Annotated in this window: 15 protein-coding genes; 5 read left to right on the top strand and 10 right to left on the bottom strand. The window is 70.1% G+C overall.

What is annotated here, in order from left to right:
- Positions 1–40 precede the first annotated feature (40 nt).
- Positions 41–601 carry an SRPBCC family protein gene (locus tag ACXJY8_RS19775; protein WP_463772539.1) on the top strand — a complete coding sequence of 187 codons (561 nt, stop codon included), beginning with the start codon at positions 41–43 and terminating at the stop codon, positions 599–601.
- A gap of 73 nt (positions 602–674) precedes the next feature.
- Here the strand turns inward: ACXJY8_RS19775 and ACXJY8_RS19770 are convergent, their stop codons facing one another.
- Entirely contained in the window at positions 675–2,243 is a 1,569-nt protein-coding gene (locus ACXJY8_RS19770) for a sensor domain-containing diguanylate cyclase (protein WP_463772536.1), read from the bottom strand.
- Positions 2,244–2,444: 201 nt separating this feature from the next.
- On the opposite strand from ACXJY8_RS19770, the gene ACXJY8_RS19765 reads away from it, so the two are divergent.
- On the top strand, positions 2,445–2,672 hold the full coding sequence (locus ACXJY8_RS19765; protein ID WP_463772532.1) for a hypothetical protein: 228 nt from the start codon (positions 2,445–2,447) through the stop codon (positions 2,670–2,672).
- Positions 2,673–2,694: 22 nt separating this feature from the next.
- Here the strand turns inward: ACXJY8_RS19765 and ACXJY8_RS19760 are convergent, their stop codons facing one another.
- Entirely contained in the window at positions 2,695–2,982 is a 288-nt protein-coding gene (locus ACXJY8_RS19760; protein WP_463772530.1) for an MTH1187 family thiamine-binding protein, read from the bottom strand.
- Between the two features lie 322 nt (positions 2,983–3,304).
- On the opposite strand from ACXJY8_RS19760, the gene ACXJY8_RS19755 reads away from it, so the two are divergent.
- On the top strand, positions 3,305–3,841 hold the full coding sequence (locus ACXJY8_RS19755) for a phospholipase A2 family protein (RefSeq protein WP_463780846.1): 537 nt from the start codon (positions 3,305–3,307) through the stop codon (positions 3,839–3,841).
- Positions 3,842–3,945: 104 nt separating this feature from the next.
- Here the strand turns inward: ACXJY8_RS19755 and lpdA are convergent, their stop codons facing one another.
- From lpdA to gloB, 8 genes are all read right to left on the bottom strand, one after another.
- Positions 3,946–5,346, bottom strand: coding sequence for a dihydrolipoyl dehydrogenase (gene lpdA / locus ACXJY8_RS19750; protein ID WP_463772528.1), 1,401 nt, complete (start codon positions 5,344–5,346; stop codon positions 3,946–3,948).
- Between the two features lie 114 nt (positions 5,347–5,460).
- A complete protein-coding gene (gene odhB, locus ACXJY8_RS19745) occupies positions 5,461–6,759 on the bottom strand; it encodes a 2-oxoglutarate dehydrogenase complex dihydrolipoyllysine-residue succinyltransferase (protein WP_463772525.1) in 1,299 nt (432 codons plus the stop codon).
- An 80-nt stretch (positions 6,760–6,839) separates the two neighbouring features.
- A complete protein-coding gene (locus ACXJY8_RS19740) occupies positions 6,840–9,812 on the bottom strand; it encodes a 2-oxoglutarate dehydrogenase E1 component (protein ID WP_463772523.1) in 2,973 nt (990 codons plus the stop codon).
- 193 nt (positions 9,813–10,005) lie between these two features.
- Positions 10,006–10,890 carry a succinate--CoA ligase subunit alpha gene (sucD, locus tag ACXJY8_RS19735; RefSeq protein WP_463772519.1) on the bottom strand — a complete coding sequence of 295 codons (885 nt, stop codon included), beginning with the start codon at positions 10,888–10,890 and terminating at the stop codon, positions 10,006–10,008.
- Positions 10,891–10,898: 8 nt separating this feature from the next.
- Entirely contained in the window at positions 10,899–12,095 is a 1,197-nt protein-coding gene (gene sucC / locus ACXJY8_RS19730) for an ADP-forming succinate--CoA ligase subunit beta (protein WP_463772516.1), read from the bottom strand.
- A 135-nt stretch (positions 12,096–12,230) separates the two neighbouring features.
- Positions 12,231–13,193 carry a malate dehydrogenase gene (gene mdh, locus ACXJY8_RS19725; RefSeq protein ID WP_463772510.1) on the bottom strand — a complete coding sequence of 321 codons (963 nt, stop codon included), beginning with the start codon at positions 13,191–13,193 and terminating at the stop codon, positions 12,231–12,233.
- Positions 13,194–13,467: 274 nt separating this feature from the next.
- Positions 13,468–14,214, bottom strand: coding sequence for a TetR family transcriptional regulator (locus tag ACXJY8_RS19720; RefSeq protein WP_463780843.1), 747 nt, complete (start codon positions 14,212–14,214; stop codon positions 13,468–13,470).
- A gap of 142 nt (positions 14,215–14,356) precedes the next feature.
- On the bottom strand, positions 14,357–15,136 hold the full coding sequence (gloB, locus tag ACXJY8_RS19715; RefSeq protein WP_463772509.1) for a hydroxyacylglutathione hydrolase: 780 nt from the start codon (positions 15,134–15,136) through the stop codon (positions 14,357–14,359).
- A gap of 253 nt (positions 15,137–15,389) precedes the next feature.
- Here gloB and ACXJY8_RS19710 point away from each other — a divergent pair, with 253 nt between their 5' ends.
- Together ACXJY8_RS19710 and ACXJY8_RS19705 are read left to right on the top strand one after the other, a co-directional pair.
- Positions 15,390–16,124 (top strand): class I SAM-dependent methyltransferase, encoded by a 735-nt coding sequence (locus ACXJY8_RS19710; RefSeq protein WP_463772508.1) that lies wholly within the window; start codon positions 15,390–15,392, stop codon positions 16,122–16,124.
- Between the two features lie 4 nt (positions 16,125–16,128).
- Entirely contained in the window at positions 16,129–16,818 is a 690-nt protein-coding gene (locus tag ACXJY8_RS19705; protein ID WP_056495212.1) for a MarC family protein, read from the top strand.
- Positions 16,819–16,904: the final 86 nt, after the last annotated feature.

The raw sequence follows: 16,904 nt of genomic DNA, 5'->3' as shown, positions 1-16,904 counted from the left end.
CGCCGCCCGGTTGCGCTGAGCAGATGCGGGGGAAACGATCATGCGACAGGCCATCTTCGGGATCGCCCTCACGGCCCTGGCCGGCCCGGCCGGCGCGGTCGAGGTCTCCCGCAGCCGCGACATCCCAGCCCCGCCCGCCGCCGTCTGGGCGCTCGTCGGCGGCTTCTGCGCGATCGCCCTGTGGCATCCGCAGGTCGTCGCCTGCGAGACCTCCGGGACCCGGGACGATGCGGACCGGGAGGACAACGAGCCGATGCGCCGGCTCACCATCGCCGGAGGCCTCGGCATCCTGGTCGAGGCCGAGACCCGGCGCGACGAGGCCGGGATGAGCTACAGCTACGCCTTCATCGAGGGTCCCTTGCCGGTGGCGGCCTACAACGCCACCCTCCAGGTCCGGCCGAACGGCACCGGTGCGACCGTGGTGTGGAGCGCCACCTTCGACCCGGCCGGCATGGGCGAGGCGGAAGCCCGGGCCGATATCGAGGGCGTCTACGACCAGGGCCTCGCCGGCATCGCCCGGGAACTCGGCGCCCCGGCAGCCAAGCCGAGATCGGCTCCGCCGGTGATTCCCGATGGGCCTCCGCCGGTCCTGCCGAGATAGGCTCCGCCGGTCCTGCCGAAATAGGCTCCGCCGGTCTTGCCGAAATAGGCTCCGCCGGTCTTGCGCCCGGGAATCAGCCCGCCGCCAGGCGGAGGCCGGCCTTGTCCCGGCGCCGCACCTGCACCTGGTTGCGCCCGTTCGCCTTGGCCGCATACAGCGCCTGGTCCGCCGCCTCGACGAAGGCGGCCGGGTCGACCGCCCGGATCTCGGGGATCTGCGCCACGCCGATGCTGACGGTGAGAATGCCCAGCGGGCTGCTCGCATGGGGCAGCGCCCAGCCCGCCACGGCGTCGCGGATGCGGTGGGCGACGATCTCCGCCCCCGCCGCGTCGGTGTCGGGGAGGATGACGGCGAACTCCTCGCCGCCGATGCGGCAGGCCGTGTCGGAGGCGCTGGCGATGCTCGCGTCGATGGAGCGGGCGATCAGCCGGAGGGCCTCGTCGCCCTGCTGGTGCCCGTAGCGATCGTTGAAGCCCTTGAAGTAGTCGGCATCGAGCACGAGGAGCGAGAGCGGCAGCCGGTTGCGGACCGCGCGGCGCCATTCGCGCCCGAGGGCGTCGTCGAACCGGCGCCGGTTGGCGAGGCCCGTCAGGGCGTCGGTGGTCGCCAGCTTCTCCAGCTGGACGTTCAGGTCGAGGGCGGCCTGCTCGGCCGCCTTGCGCTGGTGCAGTTCGCGCCGGAACAGCCCGGTGAGGACGATGGTGGTGGCGCAGAGGCTGAGCACCACCCCGCCGAGGACGAGGGCGCGGTGCCACCAGTCGGCGTAGATCTCCTCCGGAGACACCGCGATGCTGAGGTGGAGCGGCAGGTCACCGACCTGCGTGAAGACGAAGTCGCGGGTTCCCTCGCCCACCATCGCGGGGCCGCTGAAGTGGTCCCCCGAGGCATCGAAGAACTTCCGGTAGCTGTCGGTCGCCGAGACGCTGCGGCCGATCACGCTCTCGTCGTAGGGCTCGCGCATGATGATCGCGCCGCCCGGACCGTAGAGGGTGACGGTGCCGGCATGCTCCGCGCCGACGGCGGCGAAGAGCTGGCGGAAATAGTCGAGGTAGATCGAGCCGAGGACCACCCCGGCGAAGCTGCCGTCCGGGTCCGACAGGCGCCGGCTGATGATCAGCACGCGCTTGCCCGTGAGGCGCGAGATCAGGGGCTGGCTGACGTGCAGCTCGTTCCCGGGATGCTTGACGTGGTACTGGAAATACTCGCGGTCGGCGTAGTTGAGCGGCTCGGGCTCGAGGGATTTCGAGCTGATGATGAGCTTGCCCGTCCTGTCGAACACGAGGGTATGCCCAAAATTCTCGGCCGTGGCGGCCCGGTCGAACAGGATCATCTGCCGGAGCGCGGGATCGGCCTGAGCGAGTTCGGGCAGCTTCAGGCCGTCGACGACCGCCCGCAGCGAGAGGTCGTAGAGCTCGATGTTGCGGGCGATGTCCCGCCCGAGGACCTGCACGAGGCTGCGCGACGTCACCTCGGAGCGCCGGGCCGCATCGACGCGCATCTGCCAGAGCATGTAGCCCGAGACCAGGCAGAGGCCGACCACCGCGAGCAGGTTGATGGCGCTCAGCCAGCGGGCCGAGTGCGTCCACCGAAAGCGCTGCGTCCGGATCAATCGTGCCTTCATCATGATGATCTTGGCATCCATCGGTGATCCGGTGATCCGCGCGCCGAGAGAACCAACGACGACCGCCGGCAAGTCCCGGTCATCGGCCAGGGGCGGTTAAGACTTCATCCGTCGATCGCTCCAACGTGTGATTCCACACACTTTCAGCCGCCCCGGTCGACGGATCGAGAGAACGTCCGGATGCGTTGCCGTGGGTACGCGACTTGGACGGAAGGCTTCAGCATGAGATTCCGGCACGGCCACATCCTGCTCCTGGCCCTCGGCCTGGCGACGCCGGCCGCGGCGCAGCCGGCGCCTCCGGACTCCCGCGCGGAGTCGCCCGGCGAGGCGGTCTGCCGGGCGCAGGCGGACAGGAGCGGCATCACGGGCGCCGGCCGCGACACGTACCTGCGGGAATGCGTGGCCGGCGAGACGCTGGACCGGCCGAAATCGGATGCGCCGAAGCCGTGACGGTCCCGCCGGCCGCCGCCGCTCAGAGCACGGCCTTCAGCTTGTCCGCCATGGATTGCGCCTTGTCGCGCCGCGACGAGAACGCCATCGTGAAGAACACGCGCTGGACGCCGATCTCGCTGAGCCTGGCCTCGCAGGCCTCGATCAGCGCGCAGATGTCGCCGAGTTCGCCCTCGATGTTGGTCCCGTTGGCATGCATCTCGGCCTGGAGAGGGCTGGCGTCGATGATCGCCTTGATCTCCTTCACGTAGGGCGAGACCGAGGGGCCGACGCCCATCGGGACGATGCACAGATCCGCGACGACCTTCATGTTGGTTCTCCCTGCGCTTCACGGTGCTCCCAGAGGTCGCACGCGCCCCGGCCTGTCAATCGCCCGCCGTATCTCCCGCCCCCCGCATCTCCCGGGCGCATCTCCTCGGCGGGTACGGGCCCGAGATCGCCCGTTCCGCGAGGTCGGAGGCCGGAAGCCGGATCCTGCCGGGCGGAACGGTCTTGCCACCTTCGCCGTATCTGCTGACCAACGGGGACCCCGCCGCGGCCCGGGCGGGAGGGGGTCCGGTGGACGGGAGACGAGAGCCTTGACCGACCGGTTTCGCGCCTTTGCCGCGGCGATCGCCGCCGCGCTGCTGCTGATGGTGGCGGAGACGCCCGCCCGGAGCGCCACCGAGGCGCCGGACGTCCCGGTGGAGGAGGAGGTCCGGCCGGGGCCGCCGCCTCCGCTGCCGGACCTGGCGGATTCCAACGGGCGTGCGGGCGAGCCCCTGAACCAGCCCGGGCCCGCCTCCGGGATTCCCAGGGCGCTTCGCGGCTCGGCCGACAGGGCCGGCGGCCCCGCCAACGACCTCACCCCGACCGACCGCCCCGACGAGGCGCCGCTGCCCAAGGCCGACCTCGTCCAGGTGCTGGAGGGCAAGGCCCTGTTTCACGGCAATTACTGCGGCGCCGGCCAGCGCGGCGAAGGTCTTGCGCCCACCGACGACCTCGACGCGGCCTGCATGCGCCACGACGCCTGCTTCGACACGGCCGGACATCGGTCCTGCGCCTGCAACGCCACCCTCGAGCGCGAGGCCGCCGCGGTCTCGGAGCGGCCGGGCCTGTCCCGCCAGGTTCGCGAGCGGGCCCTCAGCGTGGCCCAGGCGGCCGAGGTGATGGCCTGCCAGGCGCCCTGACCGCTCTCGGGGCCAGGGCGAAACGAAGCTCTTCGTGCCGGCGGAATCGAAACGGCCGCCGCTCGGGGAGCGGCGGTCGGGCTTTTCGGGTCCGGCGCTGCGGATCAGATGTGGATCGCGCGCTTGCCCACCGCGAGGGCGGCTTCCTTCACCGCTTCCGTCAGGGTCGGATGGGCGTGGCACGTGCGGGCCACGTCCTCGGCCGAGGCGCCGAACTCCATCGCCACCGCGACCTCCGCGATCAGGTTTCCGGCATCGGCCCCGACGATGTGGACGCCGAGCACCCGGTCGGTGGTGGCGTCGGCCAGGATCTTCACGAACCCGTCCGTGGTGTGGTTCACCTTGGCGCGGCCATTGGCGGTGAAGGGGAATTTCCCGCTGTTGTAGGCGATGCCGTCCTTCTTGAGCTCCTCCTCCGTCTTTCCGACCGAGGCGACCTCCGGATAGGTGTAGACCACGTTCGGGATCACGCCGTAATTCACGTGGCCCGACTGGCCAGCCAGCAGCTCGGCCACGGCGACACCCTCGTCCTCGGCCTTGTGGGCCAGCATCGGCCCGGCGATGACGTCGCCGATGGCGTAGATGCCCGTGACGTTGGTGGCGTAATGGCTGTCCGTCTGGATGCGGCCCTTGTTGTCGAGGCCGACGCCCACCGTCTCCAGGCCGAGGCCCTCGGTGTAGGGCACCCGGCCGATGGCCACGAGCACGACGTCGGCCTGCAGCTTCTCGGCCTCGCCGCCGGCGGCGGGCTCCACCGTGACGGTGGCGGCCCCGTCCTTGACCTCGACGCCCGTGACCTTGGACGAGAGCTTGAACTGCATGCCCTGCTTGCCGAGGATGCGCTGGAACTGCTTGCCGACCTCGCCGTCCATGCCCGGCAGGATCCGGTCGAGGTACTCGACCACGGTCACCTCGGAGCCGAGGCGGCGCCAGACCGAGCCGAGTTCGAGGCCGATGACGCCGGCGCCGATGATGAGGAGCTTGCCCGGGACCTTCTCCAGCGCGAGGGCGCCGGTGGAGGAGACGACGATGGTCTCGTCGATGGTGACGCCCGGGAGCCGGGTGACGTCCGAGCCCGTGGCGATGACGACGTTCTTCGTCTCCAGGAGCTGGTTGCCGCCGTCCTCGGACAGCACCTCGACGCGGCCCGCACCCGCGAGGCGCGCGGTGCCGCGATAGGCGTCGATGCCGTTCTTCTTCAGCAGGTACTCGACGCCCTTGGTGTTGCCGTCGACGCCGTCCTGCTTGAAGGTCATCATCTTCGCGAGGTCGAGTTCGGGCGCGTTCACGATCACGCCCATGTCGGCGAAGTGCTTGCCCGCCTCCTCGAACGCCTCCGAGGCGTGCAGCAAGGCCTTCGAGGGGATGCAGCCGACGTTGAGGCAGGTGCCGCCATGGGCGGCCCGCTTCTCCACCACGGCCGTCTTGAGGCCGAGCTGGGCGGCGCGGATGGCGCAGACGTAACCGCCGGGGCCGGTGCCGATGACGACGAGATCGTAGGACATGGGAATCTGACTCGCTGGATTGGGCGGCGGGTCATGCCCCACCATCGATGGACGAAGCGCGCGGAAGCGTCCGGCCGCGCGGGGGCGCGGCCGGCGGACGGCAGCTGCCGGGCCTTAGAGGTCGAGCACGAGGCGTGCCGGATCCTCCAGCGCCTCCTTGACGCGCACGAGGAAGGTCACGGCCTCCTTCCCGTCGACGATGCGGTGATCGTAGGACAGGGCGAGGTACATCATCGGCCGCGCCTCGATCTTGCCGGCGCGGACCACCGGGCGTTCCTCGATGCGGTGCATGCCGAGGATGCCGGATTGCGGCGCGTTGAGGATCGGGGTCGACATCAGCGAGCCGTAGATGCCGCCGTTGGTGATGGTGAAGGTGCCGCCCTGCATCTCGTCGATGGAGAGCTTGCCCTCGCGGGCCTTCTTGCCGAAGCCGGCGATCTTCTTCTCGATGCCGGCGATCGAGAGGTCGTCGGCGTCGCGCACCACGGGCACCACGAGGCCCTTGTCGGTGCCGACGGCGATGCCGATGTGGTAGTAGTTCTTGTAGACGAGGTCCTGCCCGTCGATCTCGGCGTTCACCGCCGGCACGTCCTTGAGGGCGCCGATCACCGCCTTGGTGAAGAAGCCCATGAAGCCGAGCTTGGTGCCGTGCTTCTTCTCGAAGATGTCCTTGTACTGGCTCCGCATCGCCATCACGGCCGACATGTCGACGTCGTTGAACGTCGTCAGCATCGCGGCGGTGTCCTGCGCGTCCTTGAGACGGCGGGCGATGGTCTGGCGCAGCTTGGTCATGCGCACGCGTTCCTCGCGCGCCGCATCGTCGGGCTTCGAGGGCGCGCGCGGGGCGGCCGGCTTGGCCTCCCGGGCGGGTGCGGGCACCGGGGCGGACGGGCCCTTGGCGGTCGCCTCCAGCATGTCGCCCTTGGTGACGCGGCCGTCCTTGCCGCTGCCGTTCAGGGTCGCGGGGTCGATGCCCGACTCGCGCGCCATCTTGGCGACCGCAGGGCCGTGGTCGCCGGATTCGCGGGTCGCCTGGGGAACGGCCTCGCCGTGGTTGCCGTAGCCGGCCGAGGAGGTCTGGGCCGGCGCCTCGGCCGGCTTGCCCTCGCTCTTGCCCTCTGTCCTGGTCTCGGCCTTCGCGTCGGCCTTCTTCGGCGCCGCGGCCTTGCCCCCGCCGGCCTCGACGATGGAGCCGAGAAGCGCGCCGGGCTCCACCGTCTCGCCGTCCTTGGCCAGGATCTCGCCGAGCTCGCCCGCGGCCGGGGCGTTCACCTCCAGGGTGACCTTGTCGGTCTCGAGTTCCACCAGGGGCTCGTCGGCCGCCACGGCGTCGCCCGGCTTCTTGAACCAGCGGCCGATGGTGGCCTCGCTCACGGATTCGCCCAGGGTCGGGACGACGATATCGGTTGCCATGGTTCAGTGTCCGTCCGGAGGGTTCGGGACGCCGTTCGCGCGGCGCCCTCGGATCGAAAAGGGTCGGGAAGGGCCGGCGGTCAGACCGCCAGCGCCTCGTTGAGGAAGGCCTGGAGCTGGGCCTGGTGCTTCGAGAGCATGCCCACCGCCGTGGAGGCGGAGGCCGGGCGGCCGACGTAGCGGGCGCGCTTGACCGGCGACTGGGCCTGGCCCAGCACCCATTCGAGGTAAGGCTCGACGAAGGTCCAGGAGCCCATGTTCTTCGGCTCCTCCTGGCACCACACCACCTCGGCGTTGCGGAAGCGCGCCATCTCGCCCGCCAGCGCCTTCAGGGGGAACGGGTAGAGTTGCTCGACGCGCATCAGGTAGACGTCGTTGACGCCGCGCTTCTCGCGCTCCTCGTAGAGGTCGTAATAGACCTTGCCCGAGCAGAGCACGACGCGCCGGACCTTGTCGTCCTTGACGAGCTTGATGCCGTCCTCGTCGCGCTCGGCATCGTCCCAGAGCACGCGGTGGAAGCTCGAGCCCTCCGCCATCGCCTCGATCGGCGAGACCGCCTTCTTGTGGCGCAGGAGCGACTTCGGCGTCATCAGGATCAGCGGCTTGCGGAACTCGCGGTGCAGCTGGCGGCGCAGGATGTGGAAGTAGTTCGACGGCGTCGTGCAGTTGGCGACCTGCATGTTGTCCTCGGCGCACATCTGCAGGAAGCGCTCCAGGCGGGCGGAGGAGTGCTCCGGCCCCTGGCCCTCGTAGCCGTGCGGCAGCAGCAGGGTCAGGCCCGACATGCGCAGCCACTTGCGCTCGCCCGACGAGATGAACTGGTCGATGACCACCTGGGCGCCGTTGGCGAAGTCGCCGAACTGCGCCTCCCACAGCACCAGGGCGTTGGGCTCGGCCGCGGAGTAGCCGTACTCGAAGCCGAGCACCGCCTCCTCGGAGAGCATCGAGTTGATGACCTCCAGGCTGGCCTGGCCCTCGCGGATCGAGTTCAGCGAGGTGTAGCGCTGCTCGTTCTCCTGGTCGATCACCACGGCGTGGCGCTGGGAGAAGGTGCCGCGCTCGACGTCCTGGCCCGAGAGCCGGACCCGGTGGCCCTCGATGAGGAGCGAGCCGAAGGCCAGGGCCTCGGCGGTGGCCCAGTCGATGCCCTGGCCCGATTCCACCGCCTTGGCGCGGTTGTCGAAGAAGCGCTGGATCGTGCGGTGCAGGTGGAAGCCGGGCGGCGGCGTGGTGATGCGCTGGGCGATCTCGCGCAGCGTCTCCACCGCCACGCCGGTCTTGCCGCGGCGGGGATCGTCCACGTCCTCGCGCACGGCCTTGAAGCCGGCCCAGCGGCCGTCGAGCCAGTCGGCCTTGTTGGCCTTGTAGTTGCCCGCCACCTCCAGCTCGGCATCGAGCATCGCGCGGAACTCGGCCTTGCGCGCGTCGAGCTGCTCCTGGCTCAGGACGCCCTCGGCCACGAGCTTCTTGCCGTAGGTCTCCAGCGCGGTCGGGTGCTTGCGGATGCGCTGGTACATCTTCGGCTGGGTGAAGGCCGGCTCGTCGCCCTCGTTGTGGCCGAAGCGGCGGTAGCACAGCATGTCGATGACGACGGGCTTGCCGAACTTCTGGCGGTACTCGATCGCGATCTTGGCCGCGAAGGTCACGACCTCCGGGTCGTCGCCGTTGCAGTGGAAGATCGGCGCCTCCACCATCTTCGCGACATCCGACGGGTAAGGGGACGATCGCGAAAAACGCGGATCGGTGGTGAAGCCGATCTGGTTGTTGATGATGAAGTGGATCGAGCCGCCGGTGCGGTGGCCCTTCAGGCCGGAGAGGCCGAGGCACTCGGCCACCACGCCCTGGCCCGCGAAGGCCGCGTCGCCATGGATGAGCAGCGGCACCACGCGGGTGCGCTCCACCGTGGGCTTGGCCCGCTGGTCCTGCTTGGCGCGCACCTTGCCGAGCACCACGGGATCGACGATCTCGAGATGCGACGGGTTGGCGGTCAGCGAGAGGTGGACGTTGTTGCCGTCGAAGGCGCGGTCCGACGAAGCACCGAGGTGGTACTTCACGTCGCCCGAGCCCTCGACCTCGGCCGGGTTGGCCGAGCCGCCCTTGAACTCGTTAAACACCGCCCGGAAGGGCTTGGCCATCACGTTGGTGAGCACGTTGAGGCGGCCGCGATGGGCCATGCCCACGACGATCTCCTCGGCGCCGAGAGCGCCGCCGCGCTTGATGATCTGCTCGAGCGCCGGGATCATCGCCTCGGAGCCGTCCAGGCCGAAGCGCTTGGTGCCGGTGTACTTGAGGTCGAGGAACTTCTCGAAGCCCTCGGCCTCGATCAGCTTGTTGAGGATCGCCCGCCGGCCCTCGGGGGTGAAGGTGATCTCCTTGCCCTTGCCCTCGATGCGCTCCTGGATCCAGGCCTTCTCCTCCGGATTGGAGATGTGCATGAACTCGACGCCGAGCGTCTGGCAGTAGGTGCGCTCCAGGATCTCGACGATCTCCCGGATGGTCGAGAATTCGAGGCCGAGCACGTTGTCGAGGAAGATCGGGCGGTCCCAGTCCTTCTCCTCGAAGCCGTAATGCTGCGGGTGCAGTTCCTCGTGGTCGCCGCGCGGGGCGAGACCGAGGGGGTCGAGCTTGGCGTGCAGGTGGCCGCGCATGCGGTAGGCGCGGATCAGCATGATCGCGCGGACCGAATCCTTCGTCGCCTGCTCGACCGAGATGCCGGGCGCCGAGGCGATGACGGCGCCCTTGGTCGGCGCCGACGCGGTGTCGGACTTGGCGCGGATCTTGTCGCCCATCGCCTTCTCGACGGTGGCCCAGTTGCCGTCCAGCGCCGAGACGATCTCGCCGTTGGCGTGGATCGGCCAGTTCGGCCGCTCCCACGAGGCGCCGGCCGCGTTCTTCTCCGCCAGACCCTTGTCCTCGTTCAGGGACCGGAAGAACGTCTGCCACTCGGGATCGACCGAGTTCGGGTCCCGGGCGTAAGCCGCCTGCAGCTCCTCGATGTAGGCGGCGTTGCCGCCGTAGAGGAACGAGGTTTCGAGCGCGTCCTGGCGTGCCATCGTTCGGGTCATCCTGCCGCTGTGCGGGGTCCTCCGCCGGGGAGGGCCCCTGCCCGACCCCGTCCGCGCGGATCGCGGCCGGAATCGGATGTACCGGGAAAGACGCGGGCCCCAGCGGGCTCGCGTCGCTCGTTCGTCAGATGGGGGCGCGGACCTGAACCTCGTACAACGCGAGGCCCGCGTCCCGTGCGTGTCAGCCGCGCAGAACCTCGACGAGGGTGCTGCCGAGGCGGGCCGGCGAGGGCGAGACCCGGATGCCGGCCGCTTCCATCGCGGCGATCTTGTCCTCCGCGCCGCCCTTGCCGCCCGAGATGATGGCGCCGGCATGGCCCATGCGGCGGCCCGGAGGCGCCGTGCGGCCGGCGATGAAGCCGACCATGGGCTTCTTGCGGCCGCGCTTGGCCTCGTCGGCGAGGAACTGCGCCGCCTCTTCCTCGGCCGAGCCGCCGATCTCACCGATCATCACGATCGACTCGGTCTTGTCGTCGGCGAGGAACAGCTCGAGCATCGAGATGAACTCGGTGCCCTTCACCGGGTCGCCGCCGATGCCGACCGCCGTGGTCTGGCCGAGGCCGGCATTCGTGGTCTGGAACACGGCCTCGTAGGTCAGCGTGCCGGAGCGGGAGACGATGCCCACCGAGCCCGGCTTGAAGATGTTGGCCGGCATGATGCCGATCTTGCACTGGCCGGCGGTGACGATGCCGGGGCAGTTCGGGCCGACGAGGCGGGACTTCGAGCCCTCGAGCGCGCGCTTGACCCGCACCATGTCGAGCACCGGAATGCCTTCGGTGATGCAGACGATGAGCGGGATCTCGGCCTGGATCGCCTCGCAGATCGCGTCCGCCGCGCCCGGCGGCGGCACGTAGACGACCGAGGCCGTCGCACCCGTGGCCTCGCGGGCCTCCGCCACCGTGTCGAAGACCGGCAGGTTGAGGTGCTTGGAGCCGCCCTTACCCGGCGAGGTGCCGCCGACCATCTTGGTGCCGTAGGCGATGGCCTGCTCGGAGTGGAAGGTCCCGTTCTTGCCGGTGAAGCCCTGGCAGAGGACCTTGGTGTTCGCGTCGATCAGGATGGACATGGGGTCTCTCAGCCCTTCTTCACGGCGGCGACGATCTTCTGCGCGGCATCGTCCAGGTCGTCGGCCGGGATCACGTTCAGGCCGGAATTCCGGATGATCTCCTTGCCCTTCTCGACGTTGGTGCCTTCCAGGCGCACCACCAGCGGCACCTGCAGGCCGACCGCCTTCACCGCCGCGATCACGCCGTTGGCGATCACGTCGCACTTCATGATGCCGCCGAAGATGTTGACCAGGATGCCCTTCACCTGCGGGTCGGCGGTGATGATCTTGAAGGCCGCCGTGACCTTCTCCTCACTGGCGCCGCCGCCGACGTCGAGGAAGTTCGCCGGCTCCTCGCCGTAGAGCTTGATGATGTCGAGGGTCGCCATGGCGAGGCCCGCGCCGTTGACCATGCAGCCGATGGTGCCGTCGAGCGCGATGTAGGCCAGGTCGTACTTGGAGGCCTCGATCTCCTTGGCGTCCTCCTCGGTCTCGTCGCGGAGCGCCACGATGTCCGGGTGACGGTAGAGGGCGTTCGAGTCGAAGGAGATCTTGGCGTCGAGGCACTTGAGGTGGCCGTCGCCGGTGAGCACCAGCGGGTTGATCTCCAGCATGCTCATGTCCTTGGCGGTGAACGCCGCGTAGAGCCGCGTGGTGAGGTCGCCCGCCTCCTTGGCCTGGGCGCCGGTGAGGCCGAGCGTCTTGGCGACGAGGCGGCCGTGATGGGGCATCACGCCGGTGGCGGGATCGACCGAGAAGGTGACGATCTTCTCGGGCGTGTCGTGCGCCACCGTCTCGATGTCCATGCCGCCTTCCGTCGAGACGACGTAGGCGACGCGGCCGGTCTCGCGGTCCACCAGCATCGAGAGGTAGAACTCCGCCTCGATCTGGGCGCCCTCCTCGATGTAGAGGCGGTTGACCTGCTTGCCGGCCTCGCCGGTCTGGATCGTGACCAGGGTCTGGCCCAGCATTTCGCCAGCGAACTGCTTGACCTCGTCGAGGGACTTGGTGACGCGCACGCCGCCCTTGGCCCCGGCGGGCGCGCCCTTGAAGGTGCCCTTGCCGCGGCCACCCGCGTGGATCTGCGACTTCACCACCCAGACCGGGCCGCCGAGTTCCTTCGCGGCCGCCTCGGCCTCGTCCGGCTTGAAGATCGCCACACCCTTGGAAACGGGCAGGCCGAATTCCTTCAGCACCGCCTTGGCCTGGTACTCGTGAATGTTCATGGATGAGAACCTCAACGTCATCCCGGGGCCGCGCAGCGGAACCCGGGATCCAGAAACACAGGTTGCGATCCAGCCTGCCGCCTCGGCCGCCCTGGATTCCGGGCTCGCCTGCGGCGCCCCGGAATGACGGTCGTGCTAGGCCAGCGCGGGGTTCACGCCCTTGCAGGCCTCGATCAGGGTCTTCACGGCACCGACCGACTTGTCGAACATCGCCTTCTCGTCGCCGTTGAATTCGACCTCGAGGACGCGCTCGACACCGTTGGCACCGATCACGATCGGCACGCCGACATACATGTCGGTGACGCCGTACTCGCCGTTGAGGTAGGCGGCGCAGGGGAGCACCCGGCGCTTGTCGCGCAGGTAGCTCTCGGCCATGGCGATGGCGGAGGCGGCGGGGGCGTAGAAGGCCGAGCCGGTCTTGAGCAGGTTGACGATCTCGCCGCCGCCCTTGCGGGTGCGCTCGACCATGGCGTCGAGCTTCTCCTGGGTGGTCCAGCCGAGCTTGACCAGGTCGGGGAGCGGCACGCCGGCCACCGTGGAGTAGCGCACCAGCGGGACCATGTCGTCGCCGTGGCCGCCGAGCACGAAGGCGGTGACGTCCTCCACCGAGACCTTGAACTCGTCGGCGAGGAAGTGGCGGAAGCGGGCCGAATCGAGGACGCCGGCCATGCCGACCACCTTGTGGGTGGGAAGCCCGGAGAACTTCTGCAGGGCCCAGACCATCGCGTCGAGGGGATTGGTGATGCAGATCACGAAGGCGTCGGGCGCGTGCTGCTTGATGCCGGTGCCGACGGCCTCCATGACCTTCAGGTTGATCCCGATCAGGTCGTCGCGGCTCATGCCGGGCTTGCGCGGCACGCCGGCGGTGACGATCACCACGTCGGCGCCGGCGATCGCCGCATAGTCGCTGGCGCCCGTGTAGGTCGCGTCGAACCCGTCGACGGGCGCGGATTCCGCGATGTCGAGGCCCTTGCCCTGGGGGACGCCGTCGGCGATGTCGAACAGCACGACGTCGCCGAGTTCCTTCAGGCCCGCCAGGTGCGCGAGGGTTCCACCGATCTGTCCAGCGCCGATGAGCGCGATCTTGCTGCGTGCCATGGGGGAAACGAACCTCCGGTCCTTGCGTGGCGGTCACGGCGCTCGGAGGCTTGCACAACCACCGGCGCGTTGCTGCGGCGGTGTGTGGCCGAAAAGGCCCAGGGCTTCAACCGAGACACGAAGGGCAAAGCAGGGTTCGGGCCAGGGTCCGGGGCGATCAGGTTCGGCGCCCTCCGCGAAAAAGCCGAGCAGTCCGAGGACGTTGGCGGCGAGACCGCAAAACCTACCTGCGCGCGAAGGCCAAGTGACAGAGCCGAAAATCTGTCACGGAGGCTCAGAGCGTCCCCGTCCGCAACACCTTCTGGATCGCCAGAATCACCGCGCCGAGGCGGGCTTCCACCAGGTCGCGCGGCAGGTCGGCGTCGTGCTGGATCGCCAGCGGATGGGTGAAGCGGTAGCTGGCGTCGAAGATGTGGGCGATGGCCCGCTCGCGGTCCCGGGCCACGAAGGCGCCGGCGCCGATGCCCTCCTCGACCACGCGCTCGACGAGGCTGCGCAGGCGCACCCGGTGGCGCCGGGCGATGGGGCGCGCGCCCACGGTGGCGTCGAGATGAACGGCGAAGAGGTTGGGCTCGTGGACCAGCGTCTCGCGCTGGACGCTGGCCAGGGCGGTGAGCAGGCGCTCGATCTTGTCGTCGGCCGGGTCCGGCGCATCGGCGATGCGGGCGAGCTCCGACTCGACGTCGCGCAGCCAGCGCCCCGCCACCGCGTCGAGGAGCGCGTCCTTCGACGGGAAGTAGCGGTAGACGTTGGCATGCGTCATGCCGGCCTCGGCGGCGACGGCCACCACGGTGACCCGCTTGGGACCGAGGCGCCGGAGATGCTCCGTGGCGACGGCGAGCAGGCGCGCGTCGACGGCCAGGGGCGCCGCGGCCCGGGGCGCCGGACGGGCGACCCGAGGCACCGAGATGCGGACGGCGCTCTCCGGGGCCGTCTGGTCCTCCGAAGGTTCGCGTCCCCGGCTCTCGCTGAGGTCGATCTCGTGCCCGAAGGCGAAGGGCGGGCCGGGCGGCTGCATCAAATCGGACACCGGGGCTCGTGAAGGGGCGGGACGAAACCTCCCGGACAGGTCCGCTTCGCGAGAAGCCGATTTCCTGGCCGAAAGTCCAAGGAGGCCAGTATCAATGACAGCACTAGCCTCGCTGTAACGCCCCTTTAACGACTCAGAACCGGTTCTTCCAGGCCCTCAATGCGGCAAAGACAACCGAAGGCTGGGTCCCGGGCGCCAGGTCCACCCCTCGGGCGAGGCTCGGCTCGCCGGCGCGCAGGAACGGGTTGGTCGCGCGCTCGGCCCCCAGGGTGCTGGGAATCACGAAGCGCCCCTCCGCCGCGGCGCGCTCGGCCTCGGCCGCCCGGGCGGCGAGGGCGGCGTTGCCGGGCTCGGCCGCCAGCGCGAAGCGGGCATTGGAGAGCACGTAGTCGTGGCCGCTATAGACCGCCGTCGCATCGGGCAGCGGCCGGAAGCGCTCCAGGGAGCGCCAGAGGGTCGTGGGCTCGGCCTCCATCACCCGGCCGCAGCCGAGGGTGAACAGGGTGTCGCCGGCGAACACCACGCCCGCCCTCTCGAACCAGTAGGTGACGTGATCGGCGCAGTGTCCCGGCGTCTCCCAGACCTGCGCCGCGAGTTCGCCGACCCGGACCACGTCGCCCTCCGAGACGGCGACGTCGACCTCCGGCACCGCGTCGCCCGCCTTCAGCGGCGCCGTGACCCGCGCGCCGGTGCGGCGCTTCACCTCCGGGATGCCCTCCACGTGGTCGCCGTGCCGGTGCGTGACCAGGATGTCGGTGAGGGTCCAGCCGGCTTCGTCGAGGGCCGCCAGGACGGGGCCGGCCTCGGGGACGTCGATGGCGGCGCAGGCGCCGGTGGCGGGATCGCGGATCAGGACGCCGATATTGTCGCTGCGGCACAGGAAGGTGCGGATCTCGGGGCTCTGGGCTGGCATGGGGTGTCCTTCCGGATCGGGATGCGCGACGGGCGGCGGAACCTCGGTGCCGCCGAACGGGGTCACGGGGCCAAATGGATGCGGGACGAGGCAGGTCCAGGGGCGAGGTCCCGGGCCCGTGTCCCCCGGTCCTTCGGGGCCTCGGCTGATCCGGGCTTGTCGTGCCGGGTCGCGGCCCCCATTGATGCGGGAGGACCTTTTTCGCGCCGCGGGCCTCCTGCCGGAGCCGAGCGACCGTACCGAAACCCGATCCATGCGCCTCGACGTCACCGATCTGCGCGCCTTCTACGCGAGCCCCCTGGGGGGCGTGACGCACCGCATCGTGGCGCGCGCGATCCACGGCTTCCTCGGTTCGGTCTCGGGCCTGCGCGTGCTCGGGCTCGGCTACGCCACGCCCTATCTCGGCCCCGTCCACGTCATCGCCGAGCGGACCCTGGCCTTCATGCCGGCCACGCAGGGGGTGGTGAACTGGCCCGGCAGCGGCCGCTCCTGCTCGGCGCTCGCCGACCCGACCATGATGCCCCTGCCCGAGGCGGCGGTGGACCGGGTGATCCTGGTCCATGCGCTGGAATCCGTCGAGAGCCCGACCGAGCTCCTGCAGGACGTCTGGCGGGTGCTGACCCCGGGCGGCCGGATGATCCTGGTGGTGCCCAACCGGCGCGGCGTCTGGGCCCGGCGCGACGCGACCCCCTTCGGCCACGGCCAGCCCTACAGCCGCTCGCAGCTCGCCCGGCTGATGCGCACCACCCAGTTCTCCCCCGAGGGCTGGGCCGAGACCCTCTACATGCCGCCGGTGGAGAACCGGCTGCTGCTGCGCACCGCCGGGGCCTGGGAGCGGCTGGGCACCAGCCTGTCCCTGCCCTTCGCCGGCCTGCACGTGGTCGACGCCACCAAGCAGCTCTACCGCCCCGTCGCCGTGCGCCGGGTGCGCCGGGCGACCCGCCTCGCCCCAGCCCGCGTGCTGGTGCCCGCCCCCTCCCCGGGCTGAGCGGATGCTGAGCCTGATCGCGCCCGAGGCGGCGCTGCAAAGCTTCGTGCTCGCCTTCTCCTCGCTGTTCTCCATCGTGAATCCGGTGGGCTCGTCGCTGATCTTCGCGCAGGTGACGGCCCTGAACTCTCATGCCGAGCGCCTGGAGCTCGCCAGGCGCATCGGCTTCTACGCCGCCCTGATCATGCTTTCGACGCTCTGGGCCGGCGCGCCGATCCTCAACTTCTTCGGGGTCTCGCTGGCCGCCCTGCGCATCGCCGGCGGCCTCGTGGTGGCGGCCTCGGCCTGGACGCTGCTGACCGCGCCGGAGGCGCGCGAGGCCCGCAAGCAGGCGGAGGCGACCCGGGAACCGGCCGGCAACCTCGCGGAGATCGCGTTCTTCCCCCTGACGCTGCCCTTCACCACCGGCCCCGGCACCATCGCGGTGGCGATCGCGCTCGGCTCCAACCGGCCGGCGCCCGGGCCGGACCGGATCGGCTTCTACGTCGGCATGTCCCTGGCGGCCCTGGCCATCGCGGTGCTGGTGCGCTTCACCTACGGCTCGGCCGACCGGGTGGTGACCTGGATCGGCCCCGTCGGCGCCCGGGTGCTGGGGCGCCTCTTCGCCTTCCTGCTCCTCTGCGTCGGCACCCAGATCACCGTGAACGGGGTCACGGACGTGCTCGGGCCCCTGCTGGCGCAAGCCGGGCGCTGAATCCAAGCCGGGCGCTGAATCCTTGTCCGCTCCGGCCTGAGGCTGTACCGCAGCGCGGAGGCGACAGGTGGCGACAAGTTCGGGAG

The sequence above is a fragment of the Methylobacterium sp. TK31 genome, from assembly GCF_055361545.1.
The sequence above is the reverse complement of the archived record's forward strand: the minus strand, read 5'-3'. Positions and strand labels throughout refer to the sequence as shown.

What these genes read in the sequence shown, in the direction of transcription:
- ACXJY8_RS19775 (WP_463772539.1), top strand. Translation starts at nt 41, where the DNA reads ATGCGACAGGCCATCTTCGGGATCGCCCTCACGGCCCTGGCCGGCCCG.
- ACXJY8_RS19770 (WP_463772536.1), bottom strand. Translation starts at nt 2,243, where the DNA reads ATGGATGCCAAGATCATCATGATGAAGGCACGATTGATCCGGACGCAG.
- ACXJY8_RS19765 (WP_463772532.1), top strand. Translation starts at nt 2,445, where the DNA reads ATGAGATTCCGGCACGGCCACATCCTGCTCCTGGCCCTCGGCCTGGCG.
- ACXJY8_RS19760 (WP_463772530.1), bottom strand. Translation starts at nt 2,982, where the DNA reads ATGAAGGTCGTCGCGGATCTGTGCATCGTCCCGATGGGCGTCGGCCCC.
- ACXJY8_RS19755 (WP_463780846.1), top strand. Translation starts at nt 3,305, where the DNA reads ATGGTGGCGGAGACGCCCGCCCGGAGCGCCACCGAGGCGCCGGACGTC.
- lpdA (WP_463772528.1), bottom strand. Translation starts at nt 5,346, where the DNA reads ATGTCCTACGATCTCGTCGTCATCGGCACCGGCCCCGGCGGTTACGTC.
- odhB (WP_463772525.1), bottom strand. Translation starts at nt 6,759, where the DNA reads ATGGCAACCGATATCGTCGTCCCGACCCTGGGCGAATCCGTGAGCGAG.
- ACXJY8_RS19740 (WP_463772523.1), bottom strand. Translation starts at nt 9,812, where the DNA reads ATGGCACGCCAGGACGCGCTCGAAACCTCGTTCCTCTACGGCGGCAAC.
- sucD (WP_463772519.1), bottom strand. Translation starts at nt 10,890, where the DNA reads ATGTCCATCCTGATCGACGCGAACACCAAGGTCCTCTGCCAGGGCTTC.
- sucC (WP_463772516.1), bottom strand. Translation starts at nt 12,095, where the DNA reads ATGAACATTCACGAGTACCAGGCCAAGGCGGTGCTGAAGGAATTCGGC.
- mdh (WP_463772510.1), bottom strand. Translation starts at nt 13,193, where the DNA reads ATGGCACGCAGCAAGATCGCGCTCATCGGCGCTGGACAGATCGGTGGA.
- gloB (WP_463772509.1), bottom strand. Translation starts at nt 15,136, where the DNA reads ATGCCAGCCCAGAGCCCCGAGATCCGCACCTTCCTGTGCCGCAGCGAC.
- ACXJY8_RS19710 (WP_463772508.1), top strand. Translation starts at nt 15,390, where the DNA reads ATGCGCCTCGACGTCACCGATCTGCGCGCCTTCTACGCGAGCCCCCTG.
- ACXJY8_RS19705 (WP_056495212.1), top strand. Translation starts at nt 16,129, where the DNA reads ATGCTGAGCCTGATCGCGCCCGAGGCGGCGCTGCAAAGCTTCGTGCTC.